The sequence below is a fragment of the Thauera sp. SDU_THAU2 genome (assembly GCF_038260575.1).
Taxonomy (GTDB): domain Bacteria; phylum Pseudomonadota; class Gammaproteobacteria; order Burkholderiales; family Rhodocyclaceae; genus Thauera.
This window is the reverse complement of the sequence record NZ_JBBWUN010000003.1, coordinates 2350899-2367395: the sequence shown is the minus strand read 5'-3', so window position 1 is coordinate 2367395 and position 16497 is coordinate 2350899. Positions and strand designations below refer to the sequence as shown.

Here is a 16497-nt window from a genome sequence, read left to right as displayed (position 1 = left end):
CAGGGCTTTTGCCCTGCGTCACGGCCATGGAGTTTCCATGCAACTTTCCGCTCAACTGGAGTCGGCACAGCTGACACACCGCCGCCGCGAACGCCGCCGTGGCGGCTTTTTGCTTGTGTTCGCGGTGCTCTGTCTGTTCACGCTGGTGCTGGATATCGCCACCGGCCCGTCGATGATCGGTCTGGTCGACGTCGTGCAGACCCTGCTCAATGTGGACGAGGCCGACAGCTCCACCCGCGCCATCGTCATGAACATGCGGCTGCCGATCGCAGCGATGGCGCTGGTCGTTGGAGCGTCGCTGGCGCTGGGCGGTGCCGAGATGCAGACCCTGCTGAACAACCCGATGGCCAGCCCTTACACGCTGGGCCTGGCGGCGGCATCGGGTTTCGGTGCGGCGCTGACGCTGTATTTCGACGGTTTCGGCCTGCCGACCCTGATCGCCGTGCCGCTGGGCGGTTTCGTCTTCTGCATGCTGGCGGCGGGGCTGCTGTTCGTGCTGGCTTCGGTGCGCGGCATCAGCACCTATGTGCTGGTGCTGGCAGGCATCTCGCTGCTGTTCCTGTTCCAGGCGCTGCTGAGCCTGCTGCAATACATCGCTTCACCGGAGCTCAGCCAGCAGATCACCTTCTGGCTGTTCGGCAGCCTGCTGAAAAGCCACTGGTACAGCGTGGCCTGCGTGGCCGGGGTGCTGGCGGTCTGCACCGTGCTGCTGATGCGCGACGCCTGGAAGCTGACCGCCTTGCGCATGGGCGAGGAGCGCGCCGCGAGCCTGGGTGTGAACGTGCGCTGGCTGCGGCTGAAGACGCTGGCGCTGGTGTCGCTGATCACCGCCACGGCGATCGGCTTCGTCGGCGTGATCGGCTTCATCGGCCTGGTGGCGCCGCACATCGCCCGCATGCTGGTGGGCGAGGATCAGCGCTACTACATCCCGCTGTCGATGCTGTGCGGCGCCTGCCTGCTGTCGGCTTCGTCGGTGCTGTCCAAGACCATCCTGCCGGGGGCAATTTTCCCGATCGGCATCGTCACCGCGCTGATCGGCGTGCCCTTCTTCTTCGTGCTGATCCTGCAGAGCCTGCGCAAACATGCTTGATATCACTGACGCCACCGTGCTGAGGGGCAAGGACACCATTCTCGAAGGCATTTCCCTGCAACTGCATCCGGGGCGGCTGTACGCCATCATCGGCCCCAACGGCGCCGGCAAGTCCACCCTGCTGAAGATGGTCACGGGACAGTTGCAGCAAGTGAGGGGGCAGGTGCGTCACGGCAATGTGCAGAAAGACCATTCCCGCCTGACGCAGTGGCAGGCCGCGATGGCCTACATGCCGCAGGACATCAACCTGGACGTGGATCTGAGTGCGGTGGAAGTGGTGCTGCTCGGACGCCTGACCAACCTCGGCATGCACATCAGCGACGAACTGCTGCAGCAGGCGCTGGCCGCCCTGCAGACCGTCGGCCTGCTGCATCTGGCCAACCGCTCGGTTGCCCGCCTGAGCGGCGGACAGCGCCAGATGGTGCTGTTCGCCCAGTTGCTGATGCGGCAAAGCCCGCTGATGCTGCTCGACGAGCCGGTCAGCGCGCTGGATCTGAGGCATCAGGTGCAGTTGCTCGACATCCTGCTGGCGCAGACGCGCCAGCGCAACTGCATCACCCTGACCGTGCTGCACGACCTGAACCTGGTGGCGCAGTACGCGGACGAGGCCATCGTCATCGCCGAGCGCGGCGTCCAGGCGCAAGGTGCGCCGAACGAAGTAATGAGCGCCGGCTTCCTGGAGCGCATCTACGGCATCCGCACTGACGTCGTCACCGGCTGCGATGGCCTGCCGCGCATCACGCCGCTCCGCGGCGCGTTCGGCGGTGCCGCTGGCAGGGCCGTGGAAGCTGCGTGTCAGCCCGCCTGATCCGTGCCTCGAGACCGTTTTCCTTTGTTAACTCACTCGACTCATCAACCATGAAAACTAGAAACTGGATGGCTGCCGTAGCCTGCATCGCAGCTACGACCCTGGCCCCCCAAGCCTGGGGGGCCGATCACGTCGTGGAAATGCTCGACATCGACGATGCCGGTGCCACGATGGCCTTCAAGCCGATGTACCTCACGGTTCAGCCGGGCGATACGGTCACCTTCAAGCCGACGCACAAGACCCATTTCGTCAAGCTGATGACCGCGCCTGCCGGCGTGAAGAAATTCACCAGCCAGGAAGACGAGGAATACACCGTCACCTTCGACAAGCCCGGCATGTATTTCTACGTCTGCCCGCCGCACATGATGATGGCGATGATCGGCGCGATCCAGGTCGGTGAAGGCGAGGAAATGCAATCGCAGGTGCCCGCCGCCGTGAAGTCGGTGCAGGGCCTGCGCGGGCGCATGATGACCAACGCCAACCGCGCCGACGAGCTCATCGGCCTGATGGAGGCGGCGAAGTGAAATCCATCAAGAACACCCCTCTGGCGCTCTGCGCACTTGTCTCCGCGCTGGCGGTTTCCATGCAGGCCCATGCCGGCGCCCAGGACGAGGCCAAGGGCTTCGTCGAAGGTGCCAGCCTGAAGATGCAGAACCGCCTGCTGTACGAGCGGCTCAACTATCAGCACGGCGACACCACGCGCGTGGTGAAGGGGCCGCGCTCGGACAAGGCCGAAGAAATCGGCTACGGCCTGATGCTCAACTTCGAATCGGGTTACACGCAGGGCACGGTCGGCTTCGGCGTCGATGCGCATGCCTATGGCGGGCTGAATCTGGGTGCGGATCCGGATACCGTGCGCAGCAATCCGCGCTATCTCGCGCGGGACGACGACGACCTGAAGGACGCCTTCGGCCGCGCCGGTGCAGTGGTGAAGCTGCGGTTTTCCAATACCGAGCTGAAGTACGGCGAAATGCGCACCAAGAATCCGATCTTCCACTCGTCGGATACCCGCCTGCTGCCCGAAACCAACCGCGGCTGGCTGCTGAGCAGCAACGAGATCAAGAACCTGTCGCTGCAGGCCGGCCGCTTCACCCAGTGGGCCGACCGCAATTCGCGCAAGAACGGCGGCGAACTGCTGGCCAACTACTCGGGTGTCAACGGCAATTCCTTCAGCTTCGCCGGTGGCAACTGGACCACGCCGGTCGCGGGGCTGAGCCTGTCCGGCTACTACGGCCGCTATGAGGACGTGTGGAACACCGCCTATCTGGGCGGCTTCTACAAGATGGCGCTGGCCGACAAGCAGTCACTGTCGTTCAGCCTGAACCTTTACCGCAACGCCGACACCGGCAAGGCCAAGGCCGGCAAGGTGGACAACACCACCTGGAGCCTGATGAGCACTTATGCCTTCGGCGTGCACAAGCTGGGGCTGGGGTACCAGAAGGTGGATGGCGATACGCCGTTCGACTACGTCAACCGCGGCTCGATCTGGCTGGAAAACGCCATGCAGATCTCCGACTTCAATGCTCCGAACGAGGCATCCTGGCAACTGAAGTATGACGTCGATCTCGGCCAGATGGTCACGCCGGGCCTGACGGCAGGCGTGGCCTACACGCGGGGTTCCGACATCGACTACCGTCGCATGAACAGCGTCTACACCAATTTCCTCGGTGCGCCGGGCTCGGGCGGCAAGCACTGGGAACGCGACATGATCGTTCGCTACACGGTGCAGGAAGGCAAGGCCAAGGGCCTGGCCCTGCAATTGCGCTACAGCGTTCATCGCGCCAACAAGGCCCAGGGCGAACTGAGCGTGGATCAGATCCGCCTGGTGGCGGAAATGCCGCTGAGCATTTTCTGATCGGTGGTGCAGCCGGCCTGGCGATGGGCCGGCTGCACCCCCAGGCCATACGGCCGCACACCTTGCCGGCCGCAGCTGCATGCCGCTTGCTAGCGCATGCGACCGTCGGACAGCTTGCCCGGCAACTGCCCAAGGCGTTCGGCGAACCAGCCGATGCGCTCGGTGTGGCGGACGTCGAATGCCGGTACGTAAGGCTTGATGTCCAGCACCGGCGTGCCATCGACCATGTCGTTGCCTTCGAACGACAGCCGCGCACCATCGATCCCTGCGAGCCGCACGATCGACAGGCCGATCCGGTTCGGGCGGCTCGGCGCCCGCGTCGCGAACACGCCATGGCTGGCGTCGTCGAGGAAGGGCACCACTTCCAGCGGTTCGTCCGTCCCGAGATGAAGGCGGGTGAGCAGGATGATGTACTCGAATTCCGCCAGATCCTTGAGGCCGGCAACGAATTCGGCGAAGACCTCGATTTCTCCCTTCACCTCCGGCACACCGGCCGTCTGGATCGGAACGCCTTCCTTCGACGTGAACGGGCTCAGAACCCGGCCGATGGGGCGCATACGGATGAAGTCGGAATCATTCATGGATTTTCGGGCCTTGCACAGTTAGCAAAGAGACGGCGCTACATAGTGCATCATGAAGCGCCTTATGAGGTTCGCTTCAGTCCTCCTTGCCACCCGGCATGAACTGCTCGAATACCTGCTGGCCGGTGAGCTTGTGCGTCTCGTTCCTGAAGTCGTAGAACGGTGGCTTCTCGTCGATGAAGATCTCATTGGTGAGCCGGAATTGAGTGTCCTGGAAAAGCCCGGCTGGTAGGATGTACTCGTTGCTCGGCAGCAGGTGGTAGAACAGGTGCGTTCCGCATGTGGAACAAAAGCCGCGCTCGGCCCAGTCGGATGAGCGATAGGTGGAAGGCGTGTCGCCACTGAACCGGACGCCCGCTCCACAGTGTACGGCGAACATCGGCCCACCCGACCAGCGCCTGCACATGGAGCAGTGGCAAAGTCCCACTTCGGTGTGATCGTCGGCTTCGACTTCGGTGGCACCGCACAAGCATGAACCCTTCATGGCAATCTCCTCGACGTTTGGTTATGGAGGCGATGTTCATTCGGCATCGTTGCGTTCAAGATCCAGTGGCAGACCCTGGCACAAATTACGTCTTTCATGTTCGTTTATCAGGTCTCGTTACCGTTTTCTGACAATGAGATCGAAACGATGCCAGTGATGCGGAACATGCCCGCCATCCCCCTCGATTTCGCGCAGCAGTTCAACCTCCAAGCCGTTACACAAGGCATCGACATCTTCCCTGCGATGGAAACTCATTTCAGGGTGCCCGGCCCAGTCATGCCTGTCGCCAAAGAGGTGGCCGACGAACACTCCGCCGGGCTCGAGCGCTGCGACGATCGAGGCCCAGAAGGACGGAAAACTCGCCGGGGCGCAGAACGGCAAGCTGAGCCCTGCGTGAATGAGCGCGGAGGATGGCAGCTCCCCCAAGTCTTCGAAGCACGAGACAACGGTGACCAGGTTGCCACCGGAACCCTTGGCTGCCAACGCGTCGACACGCCGGATTGCATGTGGCTCCTTGTCGATGGCCAGGACGTTCCAGTGCGCGTTCAGCAACAGCGAGGTCTCGATGCCGGCGCCGCAACCAAGATCGATGGCGTGGCCATTGCCACGGGGCAGAAGCTCAGGACCAAGCGCGCGGCGGAGAAGTGGAGAGACTGCGCGATCCTGGTTGGCTCGATAGAAGGCTTCCCATCCACTCTCTGCATCTCTGGCTGACATCAGGATCGTCCTTTCGTCTTATCGCGTAAGTTGCTGAAGCGGCTCTATTTTCCAGCTTCCGGACTGGTCGATGGGTCGGCCGGCAAGGCCTCGATGGAGCGAAGTATTGACCGCGCGACCGCCTCTCTCTTGTACAGGTCGTCCATCCTGTTGGGAGTATCGATGTTCAGCGCGAAGAACACGGGGCCCGTGGGCCACTCGACCCAGCCTACCCACCAGCCCATGCTGCCTTCCCAGCCCGTTTTCGCGCGCAGTATCCAGTTGCGGCCTGCCTCCACGATCATGAGGTCCTTGACCAGGCGCTGATGTTCCACCCGGAAGGGCAGCTCGTTCCGATAGAGTTTTCTGAGAAACGCGACCTGCTCCTGTGCCGAGATTGCAAGCTCGCCATCTATCCAGTAATCGCCATCCTTGGTCGAAGGATCGGCGTTGCCATAGTCGATTTGCTCGAGATAATGCCTGGCGCGGCTTTCGCCGATCTCCTTGGCAAACAGCTCATAGACCCAGACGGTGGAATTTCGCATTGCGGATCGCAAGTCCTGATCCTGGTTGTGGCCTGCGAAGCTCCTCTCGACACCGTCCCAGTGAAAAACCTGGAATTCATCGCGAACCACGCCTGCATCGAGTGCAAAAAGCGTATGTGGAATCTTGAACGTCGAGGCGGGCGAATAGCGCTTCTCCGATCGGGAGATATCGAAGCTCATGATGGTAGCGTCCGCCTGGCGCTCGTCCGTGATGGCTATCGTACCTTTGGCCTGCATGCTGCTGAAGAACTTTCCCCAGTCGGGGCGTTCTTGCACGCCTTCCTGCGCATGCGAGAACGCGGCTGGAGAAAGCGTCAAAAACAGTATTGCAAGGATCCGGATTGCCACCTGTTCTCCTTTGCGATTCGATGGTAGTTGCAATCGGTGCACCGCTGTTGCTAGGCATGGTCTTCAGCCAGGGGCTGCAGCGCCTCGTCCTGAAAATGCCTGCCTGCAAAATCAATCACTGACACGGGGCCCGATGAACATGCAGGCGTGTAGCAGCGCTGAGCGTCAGCATCGAAGCGCAATTTCAGCATGCTGGGCAAGGCTGCATCGAGCACGAGCAGCCGGACAGGATGGCGGTAGTCCGATGCTGCCCCGTTTAACGCCTGCAATGCCTGTTCAAGACTGCTGCCGCGCAACTGGTCGGCGATGATCAGCGTGGGCCGGCGTGGTCTGAAGCGTGCCAATCGAGCCATTGCCGCGGAGTTTTCCATCAGGTAACCGCAGTCCCAGGGCTGGCGTGGATGCCGCTTTCGCCACCACCACAGTTCGTGCCATTTCGTCGCCAGCTTGAGCTGCCAGCCTTTCAGCTTTGAAGCTGCGGATAATTCGGCGAGTTCATCATTGCGGTCGAGGTGGAGCGCAAAGGTGTCGACCAGGCGTGATCTGCCAACGCTGTCTTCTCCCACCATGACGGCCAGGCTGAAGCGCACGGGCACGTCGGGTAGTTGCGACGGGCGCCAGAACGGTGTGCGCCCGGTGCCCACGCCGGTCTGGCACCAGGACTCGAGGGCGCCCCAGGCGCGCTGCTGTTCCGCATCCAGTGGTCTGATCGGTTCTGAGTCCGGCCCAGCCGGGGAAGGCGATCTAAGCACTTCGTCGTCGTAGCGCGCGACCAAGATGGCAAGCCAGTTCCTGCAGGGATGGGTGAGGCGGGGCTTCTGAAGGGGTTGGCTCATCTTCTGTGCGATATGAGAAATGCGGGGGGCCTCGTCAGAACTGCGGATTGATGCTCAAGGACAGCATGGCGGATAGCTGGCAGAGCTGTCTTCCCGAGTCTTGCTGCAATGCATTGAAGGCATCCTGCACGATTTGCAGGTCGCGCTGGCTGGTGGGTTCGTGGTCGATGATGCCGGCGGCAGCAAGGCGTGCAAGCACATCGCTGGTCAACAGGAAAGTATCCTTTCCGACCAGGCGCAGAAATCCGGCGCCCGAGCGCCCGCCCAGGCGGGCGCCGCGCTTGGCCAGCAAGCGCCATAAACCAATGATGTCGGAGATCGGCCAGCCGGCAATGAATTCGCCAAAGCTGCTTCCTTGCTCCTGGCGGATATCCAGGATGAAGCGGGCGTTTTTGGGAATGCTTTGCAGCTTGGTGCGATCGCGGATGATCCGCTCGTTCTTCATGTGGGCTTCGATTTGCTCGGGGCCCAACAGTACCATCTGCTCAGGCACGAAGCCGCAGAAGGCTTCTTCAAAGGCAGGCCACTTGGCATCGACGACCGAGTGCTGGATTCCGGCCTGGAATACCCGCTGGCTCATGGCGGAAAGATAGCGGTCATCGCCTTTGCGCTTCAGTTCTTCGGCAGTGAGTGCCTTGGGCAGGAAGGCCTCCATGGCCTCGTCCGATTCGAAACGCATACGCACCGTGTCGTAAAGCCAGCGGTAATCGAGAGTCATTTTGGTCTCTTGTTGTTTCGGCATATGGAGTCTTGCGAAAATCGATTTTCAAGTTTGGTGATGCTTGAGCTGAACCACAGAGCACGTAGTGGGCTGCATACTGAAACTGCATACGGCAGAAAGGTTGGAAGATACCTCATTCACAACGGCGAGCGTCATCGATTGAACGCTTGCATGGAGGTATTCTGCCGAGCCATGTTCGGCTGGATGCCTCCAAGATCGCGGCATGGTCCGGTATAGTCGAACCGGACTCCATGGAGGCGACGACAACGCATGCAGCCCCTGACCGCCCACCGGATCAGCTTCGTCACCCTCATCATACTGGTGACTGCCGCCTTCGTATGGCTGCTGCTGCCCTATTATGGCGCGCTGCTGTGGGCGGCGATTCTCGCCATCCTGTTCAATCCCCTGCAGCGCCGGCTGGTGGTCTGGCTGGGCGGGCGGCGCACGCTGGCGGCGGCGCTCAGCGTGTTCGCCTGCGTGTGCATCGTCGTCATCCCGGGCCTCGTCGTTTTTTCCTCGCTGGTCCAGGAGGCAACCGGCCTCTACACCCGCCTCAGTACGCGGCAGTTCGACCCCGGCGCGATCGTTACACACATCCATGACGCGCTGCCCGCGACCGTGATGAGAGGACTCGAAATGCTGGATCTGGGGGATGTCGCCGAGATCCAGGCGCGGCTGAGGCAGTTTGCGGTGAAGTCGGCGCAGGTCATCACCACGCAGGCGCTGAGCATCGGCCAGAGCACGGCGCAACTGCTCGTCAGCGGGGCGGTGATGCTCTACGTGCTGTTCTTCCTGTTCCGCGACGGCACAGGCCTGGTGGCCTCGATCCGCGGCGCCAGCCCGCTCAGCGCCCACCATACCGACCGGATGATGGCCAAGTTCATCGAGGTGGCGAAGGCCACGGTGCTCGGCAACTTCACCGTCGCTGCGATCCAGGGCGCAATCGGCGGCGTGGCGTTCTGGCTGTTGGGCATCGAAGCCGCCTTGCTGTGGGGGACCGTGATGGCCGTGCTGTCGCTATTGCCGGCCATCGGCACCTTCGTCGTGTGGGGGCCGTTCGCCTTCTACATGCTGCTGTCCGGCGATTACATGAGAGGCCTGATCCTGCTGGCGATCGGCGCATTCGTGATCAGCACGATCGACAACCTGCTGCGCCCCGCGCTGGTCGGCAAGGGGCTGCGGCTGCCGGACTACGTGGTGCTGGTATCCACGCTCGGTGGGCTCACCCTGCTCGGCATCAACGGTTTCGTCATCGGCCCGTTGATTGCGGCCTTGTTCGTGGCGGTGTGGTCGATATTCACCGAGGAGCGGCGGCAGCCGGTGACCGGCGTCGGGCCGGTCGCACGGGTAGCGGATGGGGAGGGCGGAGCGCCACCGTTGCCTGAGTCAGCGAATGAGGCGACGGACGCACAGACGGACAAACAGGCTTCCGGTCACGCGGACTCATAGCTGATCAGATCGATCTCCGCCGCCTGAGTGCGTAAAGGGATCAGCGCCTGATAAGCGCTCGAGTTGTACCATTTGGCCACGGTCTCTGAGTCAGGGAAGCGAATGACGACGGTGTCCGTGTGTTCGTGCTGCCCGCTGAGTACCTTGGTCCGCTTTCCGCGTAGCACGAGCTCGGCGCCCCAGGGCGCCAGCGTTTCCGGTACCTTGCTGCGATATTCAGCCCATTTGTCCGAGTCTTTCACGGTGATGTGGCCGATGACATAGGCTGCCATTTCTTTCAATCCTCTGATGTTTGAGCTGACCGGGCCGAATGTCTTGATGGCTCGCTTGAGTGGAGCTTATACGGCACCAAGCAAGTGAAGGCCGATGTCCTCCAGATGATCGCTGCTGAATGCCACTTTTGCCGAGGAAAGAGGGCTCTTCCACACCGCATGCATGCCAAGCGCGATCGCAGGCTCCATGTCCGCAGCGAAATCATCCCCGACGAAAGCGGCTTCTGCGGGTTCTACCATAAGCGCTTCCAGGCATGTGCGGAAGATGCGGAGATCGGGTTTCTTGATGCCCAACTCGCCGGAAGTGACCGTGACATCCACGAGCGTGTCGAGGCCAAGACCTGTGATCTTGCTTCGCTGAAAAGCGTTGCGGCCGTTCGTGACGATGCCGGTCTTCAAGCCTTGCTCCCTGCATCTAGAGAGAAGTTCCCGAGCCCCCGGAAATGGGCAGGCCTTGCTTCCGAGGTGATCGTCGAAATCGTGCAAAAGAGATGAAGCCAGTTCGGGAGGAAGAGAGAACTCCGCCGCAAGGGATGAGAAAACGAGGAATTTCTCGATTCGCTCATTGTTCAGCGCGATGAAGTGCGACACCCATGCCGACAGGTCAACACGAAGCTCGGAAAGACGAGCCATGGCGTACTGCTCGCGGGCGACACATTCGAGTGTGCGTGACTTGTCATGCAGCGTGTCGTCGAGGTCGAAAAGCACAGCGTGGATGGGCATGGGTGGTCTCGCAAATGGCGGAGATGCGGCTTGTGCGGTCTGGTGTGGAAGCAAAAAGCCGAAGCTCTTTACTTGGCAGGTACTTGATGGGACTGCCGGCTCATTGGATGTAGTAGCCGGATACGCGCCAGGATCCATCTTTCTCCTTTGACGGTGTCACTGTTTCCACGGCAGTAGCCTTGTGTCCGAACCGTGTCTCGAACTGGAAGACAATGTACTCTCCTGTTGGGGCGCTTGGCAGCGTGCGTGTGACTTGGGCTGATCTGAGCTTTCGCGATTCGACTTCTCCGAGTGCTGCCCTCGCGTTCCGAATTGTGCTCTCCCAGTTTTCCTTGGAGATCGCTGCCTTGAACAGATCGGAAGACTGTTCCCAGCTTGCGGAATAATCAGTTGAGTCGATCAGTTCGAGCCACTGGAACGTTGCGACCTCAACCTCAGAGGTAGCGTCTGTGCTTTAGGCGTATGCGGCACCTTCAAAGAAGAGGCCAAGTACGAATGCAGTCGCGACGATAGGCTTCATGGTCATCTCTTTTGGGTGATGGGCAATAGAGTAGTGCTTTTATGTGGGAGGGGTGCCGAATAGGCGATCAGCACCTTGATGACCATACTCAAGACCTTCGGGCGTAAGCCATATGGATTTTTCTTTACCCTTTGGGCTTTCAATGAGCCTCTGCGCGTATAGGTAGCCGATATCGTCGAAGTCGAAGCCCTTTCATGCCCGACCGCTATCAAAACTGAAAGCGATTAAAAGAGCAAGAACTGCTCCCCCGATGCGAGTCTAATAGTAGTTCAGGTTTGGAGGAAGGCTAAGTGCTGGATTCTGCCACCGGTTGGCTGCAGCAATTGGTTATGGCTTGCTGGGTTCAAAGCTCAGACAATGGCCCATGAAGCACTGCTCATCGACAGATTGATCAATTTCCCCTCGTTGTTTTTTCATTGTATAGAGTTGTTTGCAAAGCGCTGTCTTGTTAATTACAAGGCTGCTGAGATCAAAGGCAATGTAAGAATTTGCCCAAGATGTCGAAATTAACGCTATTGCGGTTATTCCGAAGGCGGTTTTTTTTGTGTAATAATTGGTTGTGTATCGCCAGAGAGGTCTAAAAAGTAAGCGCCAAATCAGCCATAAAGTGACTGCGCCAATTATGCCCCCTAGCCATAAATCCAGCGTACTAGAAGCTTCTTGTGGGTCTCCTGTCTCAAGTATGCGATTAATTACGATCCAAAATAGAATTACCACTAATAGATTCAAGACTGCATAGGCTTGAATTGTCTGGTGTATAACTAGGTGATGAAAGGCCGGTTTTCTGGGTAGTAATGAAATGGAGCTGAAGAATCCAAGAATAAAGGCAAATATGATTGCCTGAATGGCCAAGAGAAGGGCCAGGTATAGAGGGTTTATTAGTTGTCCAAGATCGATTTCAAATAGATGGGGGAGTAAGTACTGAACGAAGGTCACTACTGCTGAGACGAGGAATAGTGATGTTATAAAGTTTTGCCCGGAATGGCGAAGTGATGATTCCTCGGGTTTGCTTCCTTTTATCTCAGGGGTGCGCATAAAGTGACAGATCCTTTCCAGAAATTCATGGAACGGTAATGCTTCAAACGCTAATCGTAGCCAGGATTTGGTTGAGGTGCTGGATTCTTTCTGCTTTGAAGGCATGGTAGTCATGTTGGACGGAGTCCACATTCCTTTGTCGGAGTTAATCCAAATGATATGCCGGGCTATACCGCCCTTTGCAACACCCCGATCGCCGGCGCCCAATCATCCCCAGGTTGCTTCTTGCGCGTCACCAGCGTCAACTGCGCAGGCGCAAACACATTGGCGTTGTGCGTTACCGGCGTGGTGATCAGGTATTGCGCCCGCGTGGCGCGCAGGAAGGTGCCGACGCGGTCGATGTTGGCGATGTCGAGGTGGGCGAAAGGTTCGTCGATGAAGACGAAGCCGCCGGGGCGGGCTTCGTCCATCAGCAGGCCGATGAGCAGGATCAGCGATTTCATCACCTGCTGGCCGCCGGAGGCTTCGCCGTCGTTGAGGCCGACGGCGCCCTTGCGGTCGAAGTCGAAGCGCACTTCCAGGCCGGCCTGGGCCAGCGACAGGTCGTCGTTGTCAAGGTGTGGGGTGGGGCAGTCGACGCTGACGTTGGCGAGTTCGCCGAGTGCTTTCAGGTTCTTGGCGTACTGGCGCACGGTGGCGCGCAGTTTGGCGATGTAGGCGGCGCGGGCGTTGTCGGTGTGGCGGCGTGCGGTGGCGCAGTAGCCCTGGCGGTCGAGGTAGTCGCGCTCGCGCAGGGCGACGTCGGCGGCAAGGCGGTCGCGGACGACGAGCACGGCGGAGTCGGTGATCCAGTCGCCTTCGTCGAGGCGGCGGCGCAGGCGCTCGAGCTCGGCGCGGGCGCCGCGGGCGTCGCCGTAGCGCTCGGCGAGCAGGGCGAGTTCGCCGCTGTCGAGCCAGTGCGGCGGCATGCCGCGCCGGCGGCGGCGAAGGCTGAGGATGCGCTCGGCCTGGGCGTGGCGGCGCGGGCCATGGTCGCGGGCGATGTCGGCCAGGCGCTGGTCGATGGCCTTGAGCGCACTTTGACGGTGGGAAAGCTCGATCTGAATGCCGTTGAGCTTTTCGTTCAGGGCGTCGAGCGTGCCGCGCATGTCGGCGCGTTCGGCGATCGCGGCGGTCAGTGTCTTGCGCGCCTGCGGCAGTTCGGTTTCGGCGGCGGCGTAGATTTCGGCCTTGGCGGCGAGCAGTTGCGCCGATTGCAGGCCGAGCATGCGCTGGCGCAGCGCGGTGACGCGCTCGGTGGCCTCGTCCAGCTTGGGGCGCAGGGCGTGCAGTTGCTTGTCGAGCGCGGTGATTTCGTCCTGCAGCGCGGCAAGGCGCGACTGGCGGGCGAGCTCGCCGAAGTGGAATTCCTGCGGCCGGCCGAGGTGGCGAGCGCCGCGGCGTTCGCGGTGGTAGCCGTCGCGGGTGATCCATTCCTGCTCGCGCGGCAGATCGCGGGCGGCGTCGGCGTCTTCGACACGGCGGATGCGGTTGAGCAGGTCGCTGAGCCAGCGCGGCACCGGGGCATCGAATTCCACCACTTCGGCCAGGCTCATCGGCCGCGGCGGCGGTGCGGTTTCGCGCTCGGGAACGATGAAGTGGCGGAAGCGTTCGCGCTCGCCCAGCGCCCAGGCGGCGTGGCGGTCGGCTTCGCGTTCGAGCAGGATCAGATGGCGGTAGGGCCGCAGGATGGCTTCGAGCGCGGCCTGCCAGGCCGGGTCGGTGACTTCGACCACTTCGGCCAGACTGCGGTGGGCGATGCCTTCGGCGCTGAGGCGGACGCGGAAGCGGGAGACTTCGGCGTCGCCCGGCGGGCCGCCGCGGTTGCGCTCGTGGCGCAGGGTTTCGGTCTTTTCCTCGAAGGCGGCGACGAGTTCGCGTTCCCTGGTGCGCAGGCGGGCCCGGCTGGCGTCGGCTTCTTCGTGTTCCTTTTCCAGTGCGACTGCGTCGGCACCGTGTTCGCTGGCGAGCTGGGCGCGCAGGGTGTCGCGCTCGGCGAGCAGCTTTTCCAGGTCGCGCACGCGGTCGTGGGCGGCGAGGTAGGCCTGTTCGGTGGCGGTGTCGCTGTTCTTCAGGCGGGCGCGTTCGGCCTTGCCGGCGTCCTGTTCGGCCAGCACGGTTTCGAGCCGCAGGCGGGCGTCGCGCTGTTCGGCGAGCTTGTCGCTGCGTTCGAGATTGACGCGGCGCAGGGCTTCACGCTCGGTGGCGATGTCGCGCGCGAGTTCGGCCACTTCCAGCCGCGGCACGATCTCGGTCTGCAGGGCCTGGGCTTCGTCGGCGAGTTGCTTCCATTCCAGAAAGCGGTTGGCCTCGGCCTTCTTTTCCTCGGCCTGGGTCTTCAGGCGGTCGAGGTCGATGCCGAGTTCGTCGAGCTCGCGTTCGGCGGATTTCTGCTCCTCGCGCGCGGCCTGGTAGTTGTCCAGCACTTCCTTGTCGCCGAAGACGTCGAAGACGAGCTCCAGCAGCGCCTTGGGCGAGTATTCGCACAGCTTGTCGGTGTCGCCCTGTTCCAGCGCCAGCACCTTGGTGATCGCCGGCGTCAGGCCGCCCCAGGCGAGGCGGTGCTGGTAGTCGCGCAGGCCGATCCAGTCGTTGCTGGCTTCCAGCGCCTCGATGTCCTGGTTGCCGTCGATGATGGTGTAGTCGCGGATCCAGTCGCCGCCGGCCTTGCGGATGCGGCAGGCGAGGGTGACTTCGTCCGACAGGCACGGGAAGAAGGGGCGCTTGCCGCTGCTGCCCGGCAGGTTGGCGACGATGGCGCGGATCCAGGCAAAGCTGCGGTCGGCGCGGCGCACGTAGCGGCGGAAGTCGCGCTTGCCCGAGCAGCGCAGTGCGAACAGCGTGCGCAGGGCGTCGAGCAGCGTGGTCTTGCCCGAGCCGTTGGGGCCGACGATGGTGATGATCTGGGCGTCCAGCGGCAGCGAGAAGCGGCGCCAGAAGTCCCAGTGGACGAGTTCCAGGGTCTTGATGTGAAACATGTCGGGTGTTCGGCCGAAAGGGTTTGCGGCCCGGCTGCGGAGGGCGCGGGCAGGATGCGAGGCGGGGAGTGTAGCGGCGGCCCCGGGCGGCGGCAAATGCAGCGGCCATGCCGGAAGCTGCACTGAGATGGTGCGGGGCGCGAAATGAGCTGCATCAATGCCGTGCATGGCCGGCTCCGCAACACTGAGCGCCCGTGCATCGCTCCACAGAGGCAGATCCGATGAGCTTTCCCGAATTCTTCCAGCGCGTGCCGCGCATCCGCGTACATGACCCCCTGGCCGATTTCCTCGGTGCCGCCGAAGGTGGCGTGCTCGACTACGGCTACGAGGATGCCGTGAAGCTGGCCGGGCATTCCTGCCCGACGGTGGCGTCGGCCTATGTGCTGGCCTGCCGTTCGATGAGCCTGCTTTACCCGGATGGCTTGCCCGAACGCGGCGGCGTCCGCGTCGATTTCGCCGAGCCGCTGGAGCAGGGCGTGACCGGCGTCATCGCCAGCGTATTGACGCTGATCACCGGTGCCACGCAGCAGGGCGGTTTCAAGGGCATCGCCGGCCGCTTCGTGCGCCGCGGGCTGCAGCGTTTCGAGGTTGAAGTGCCGCTTGTATTGCGGCTGACGCGCATCGATAGCGGTGTCTTCGTCGATGCCGCGTCGGATCTGTCGCAGGTGCCGGCCGAGGCCGAGATGTCGGCGCTGATGGGGAAATGCCTGCATGGCGAGGCGAACGACGACGAGCGCCGCCGCTTCGGCCAGTTGTGGCAGCAACGGGTGGAACGCATTTTGCTAGATTGCTGGGATGACGACGCGGTGTTCCAGTTCCGCGTTTCCCCGACACCCGGATGAGAAGAGCGGACTTCCGACCCATGTACGCACACATCCTGCAGCACGTCGCTTTCGAGGGGCCGGGCAGCATCGGCCCCTGGCTGGCAAACGCCGGCTACGACATCGGCACTACCCGTTTCTTCGAGAAGAATGCGCTGCTGCCCGAACCCGAGTCGGTCGATCTGCTGGTGGTGATGGGCGGGCCGATGAGCGTCAACGACGAGGCCGAGCTGCCATGGCTGGTGGCGGAAAAGCGCTTCATTGCCGAAGTCATCCGTCTCGGCAGGCCGGTGCTGGGCGTGTGCCTGGGTGCCCAATTGATCGCCTGCGCGCTGGGCGGGCGGGTGTTTGCCAACCGCGAGCGCGAGATCGGCTGGCTTCCGGTCGAGGCGGTGGTGCAGGATGATCCAACACTGTTCCGCTTTCCGCCAGAAATCGAGGTCTTCCACTGGCATGGCGAGACCTTCAGCCTGCCGGCCGGGGCTGCCCACCTCGCGCGCAGCACGGCTTGCGACAACCAGGCTTTCCAGTTCGGCAAGGCGGTGATCGGGCTGCAGTTCCACCTGGAGACCACGCCCGAGTCGGCGCGGCAGATCGTCGAGCATTGCCGGGATGAGCTGCAGCCTGCAGTCTGGGTGCAGTCCGAAGCCGGGATCCTGGCTGCGGATGAAAGCAAATACGCCGCGATCAACGGCCTGATGGCCGAGCTGCTTGCCTACCTGCATGCGGCCGGCGGCCGCTGAAGCGGAACAGGGA

The 16497-nt window shown here is 62.0% G+C and carries 18 protein-coding genes and 1 pseudogene; 7 read left to right on the top strand and 12 right to left on the bottom strand.

Translation table 11 applies throughout. From position 1 onward, the window contains the following. The first annotated feature begins 37 nt into the window (after window positions 1-37). Genes AAFL97_RS12495 through AAFL97_RS12480 form a run of 4 tightly spaced genes read left to right on the top strand, consistent with a single transcriptional unit; the run spans window position 38 to window position 3753 of the window. Entirely contained in the window at window positions 38-1090 is a 1053-nt protein-coding gene (locus tag AAFL97_RS12495; protein WP_263462294.1) for a FecCD family ABC transporter permease, read from the top strand. Then, complete coding sequence (locus AAFL97_RS12490) at window positions 1083-1898, top strand: ABC transporter ATP-binding protein (protein WP_341645193.1); 816 nt, start codon at window positions 1083-1085, stop codon at window positions 1896-1898. The genes AAFL97_RS12495 and AAFL97_RS12490 overlap by 8 nt, the downstream gene beginning before the upstream one ends. A 50-nt stretch (window positions 1899-1948) precedes the next feature. Next, window positions 1949-2422 (top strand): plastocyanin/azurin family copper-binding protein, encoded by a 474-nt coding sequence (locus tag AAFL97_RS12485; protein WP_263462292.1) that lies wholly within the window; start codon window positions 1949-1951, stop codon window positions 2420-2422. Further along, on the top strand, window positions 2419-3753 hold the full coding sequence (locus AAFL97_RS12480) for an OprD family outer membrane porin (protein WP_341645192.1): 1335 nt from the start codon (window positions 2419-2421) through the stop codon (window positions 3751-3753). The genes AAFL97_RS12485 and AAFL97_RS12480 overlap by 4 nt, the downstream gene beginning before the upstream one ends. 89 nt (window positions 3754-3842) lie before the next feature. On the opposite strand, the gene tsaA is transcribed toward AAFL97_RS12480, so the two are convergent. The 6 genes from tsaA to AAFL97_RS12450 form a co-directional block, all read right to left on the bottom strand. Beyond that, window positions 3843-4334, bottom strand: a complete 492-nt coding sequence (gene tsaA / locus AAFL97_RS12475; protein WP_341645191.1) for a tRNA (N6-threonylcarbamoyladenosine(37)-N6)-methyltransferase TrmO — start codon at window positions 4332-4334, stop codon at window positions 3843-3845. 76 nt (window positions 4335-4410) lie between these two features. Further along, on the bottom strand, window positions 4411-4818 hold the full coding sequence (locus AAFL97_RS12470; protein WP_341645190.1) for a GFA family protein: 408 nt from the start codon (window positions 4816-4818) through the stop codon (window positions 4411-4413). 117 nt (window positions 4819-4935) lie between these two features. Next, window positions 4936-5535, bottom strand: a complete 600-nt coding sequence (locus AAFL97_RS12465; RefSeq protein ID WP_341645189.1) for a class I SAM-dependent methyltransferase — start codon at window positions 5533-5535, stop codon at window positions 4936-4938. A 44-nt stretch (window positions 5536-5579) separates the two neighbouring features. Continuing rightward, entirely contained in the window at window positions 5580-6407 is an 828-nt protein-coding gene (gene blaOXA, locus AAFL97_RS12460) for a class D beta-lactamase (protein ID WP_341645188.1), read from the bottom strand. A 50-nt stretch (window positions 6408-6457) separates the two neighbouring features. Further along, window positions 6458-7243 carry a hypothetical protein gene (locus tag AAFL97_RS12455; RefSeq protein WP_341645187.1) on the bottom strand — a complete coding sequence of 262 codons (786 nt, stop codon included), beginning with the start codon at window positions 7241-7243 and terminating at the stop codon, window positions 6458-6460. Between the two features lie 34 nt (window positions 7244-7277). Then, entirely contained in the window at window positions 7278-7961 is a 684-nt protein-coding gene (locus tag AAFL97_RS12450; RefSeq protein ID WP_341645186.1) for a DNA-3-methyladenine glycosylase I, read from the bottom strand. Window positions 7962-8234: 273 nt separating this feature from the next. Between AAFL97_RS12450 and AAFL97_RS12445 the strand changes: the two genes are divergently transcribed. Next, window positions 8235-9413, top strand: a complete 1179-nt coding sequence (locus tag AAFL97_RS12445) for an AI-2E family transporter (RefSeq protein WP_341645185.1) — start codon at window positions 8235-8237, stop codon at window positions 9411-9413. Here the strand turns inward: AAFL97_RS12445 and AAFL97_RS12440 are convergent. The 6 genes and pseudogenes from AAFL97_RS12440 to AAFL97_RS12425 form a co-directional block, all read right to left on the bottom strand. After that, window positions 9398-9685: a DUF1330 domain-containing protein gene (locus AAFL97_RS12440; RefSeq protein WP_341645184.1), complete on the bottom strand. Its 288-nt coding sequence runs from the start codon at window positions 9683-9685 to the stop codon at window positions 9398-9400. The two genes, AAFL97_RS12445 and AAFL97_RS12440, sit on opposite strands and share 16 nt — an antisense overlap. 66 nt (window positions 9686-9751) lie before the next feature. After that, window positions 9752-10408 carry an HAD family hydrolase gene (locus AAFL97_RS12435; RefSeq protein WP_341645183.1) on the bottom strand — a complete coding sequence of 219 codons (657 nt, stop codon included), beginning with the start codon at window positions 10406-10408 and terminating at the stop codon, window positions 9752-9754. Between the two features lie 100 nt (window positions 10409-10508). Further along, complete coding sequence (locus AAFL97_RS24685) at window positions 10509-10811, bottom strand: DUF4019 domain-containing protein (protein WP_445954537.1); 303 nt, start codon at window positions 10809-10811, stop codon at window positions 10509-10511. A 156-nt stretch (window positions 10812-10967) separates the two neighbouring features. Further along, window positions 10968-11108, bottom strand: a pseudogene (locus tag AAFL97_RS24680) (DUF6429 family protein); the annotation flags it as partial. Window positions 11109-11255: 147 nt separating this feature from the next. Beyond that, window positions 11256-12077 (bottom strand): hypothetical protein, encoded by an 822-nt coding sequence (locus tag AAFL97_RS12430; RefSeq protein ID WP_341645182.1) that lies wholly within the window; start codon window positions 12075-12077, stop codon window positions 11256-11258. Between the two features lie 53 nt (window positions 12078-12130). Further along, the gene (locus tag AAFL97_RS12425; protein WP_341645181.1) at window positions 12131-14920 is read right to left on the bottom strand and encodes an AAA family ATPase; all 2790 of its coding nucleotides are present in this window, start codon (window positions 14918-14920) and stop codon (window positions 12131-12133) included. A gap of 221 nt (window positions 14921-15141) precedes the next feature. On the opposite strand from AAFL97_RS12425, the gene AAFL97_RS12420 reads away from it, so the two are divergent. Both AAFL97_RS12420 and AAFL97_RS12415 read left to right on the top strand, forming a co-directional pair. Next, window positions 15142-15762, top strand: coding sequence for a hypothetical protein (locus AAFL97_RS12420; RefSeq protein WP_341645180.1), 621 nt, complete (start codon window positions 15142-15144; stop codon window positions 15760-15762). A 20-nt stretch (window positions 15763-15782) separates the two neighbouring features. Continuing rightward, complete coding sequence (locus AAFL97_RS12415) at window positions 15783-16484, top strand: type 1 glutamine amidotransferase (RefSeq protein WP_341645179.1); 702 nt, start codon at window positions 15783-15785, stop codon at window positions 16482-16484. The last annotated feature ends 13 nt before the right edge of the window (window positions 16485-16497 follow it).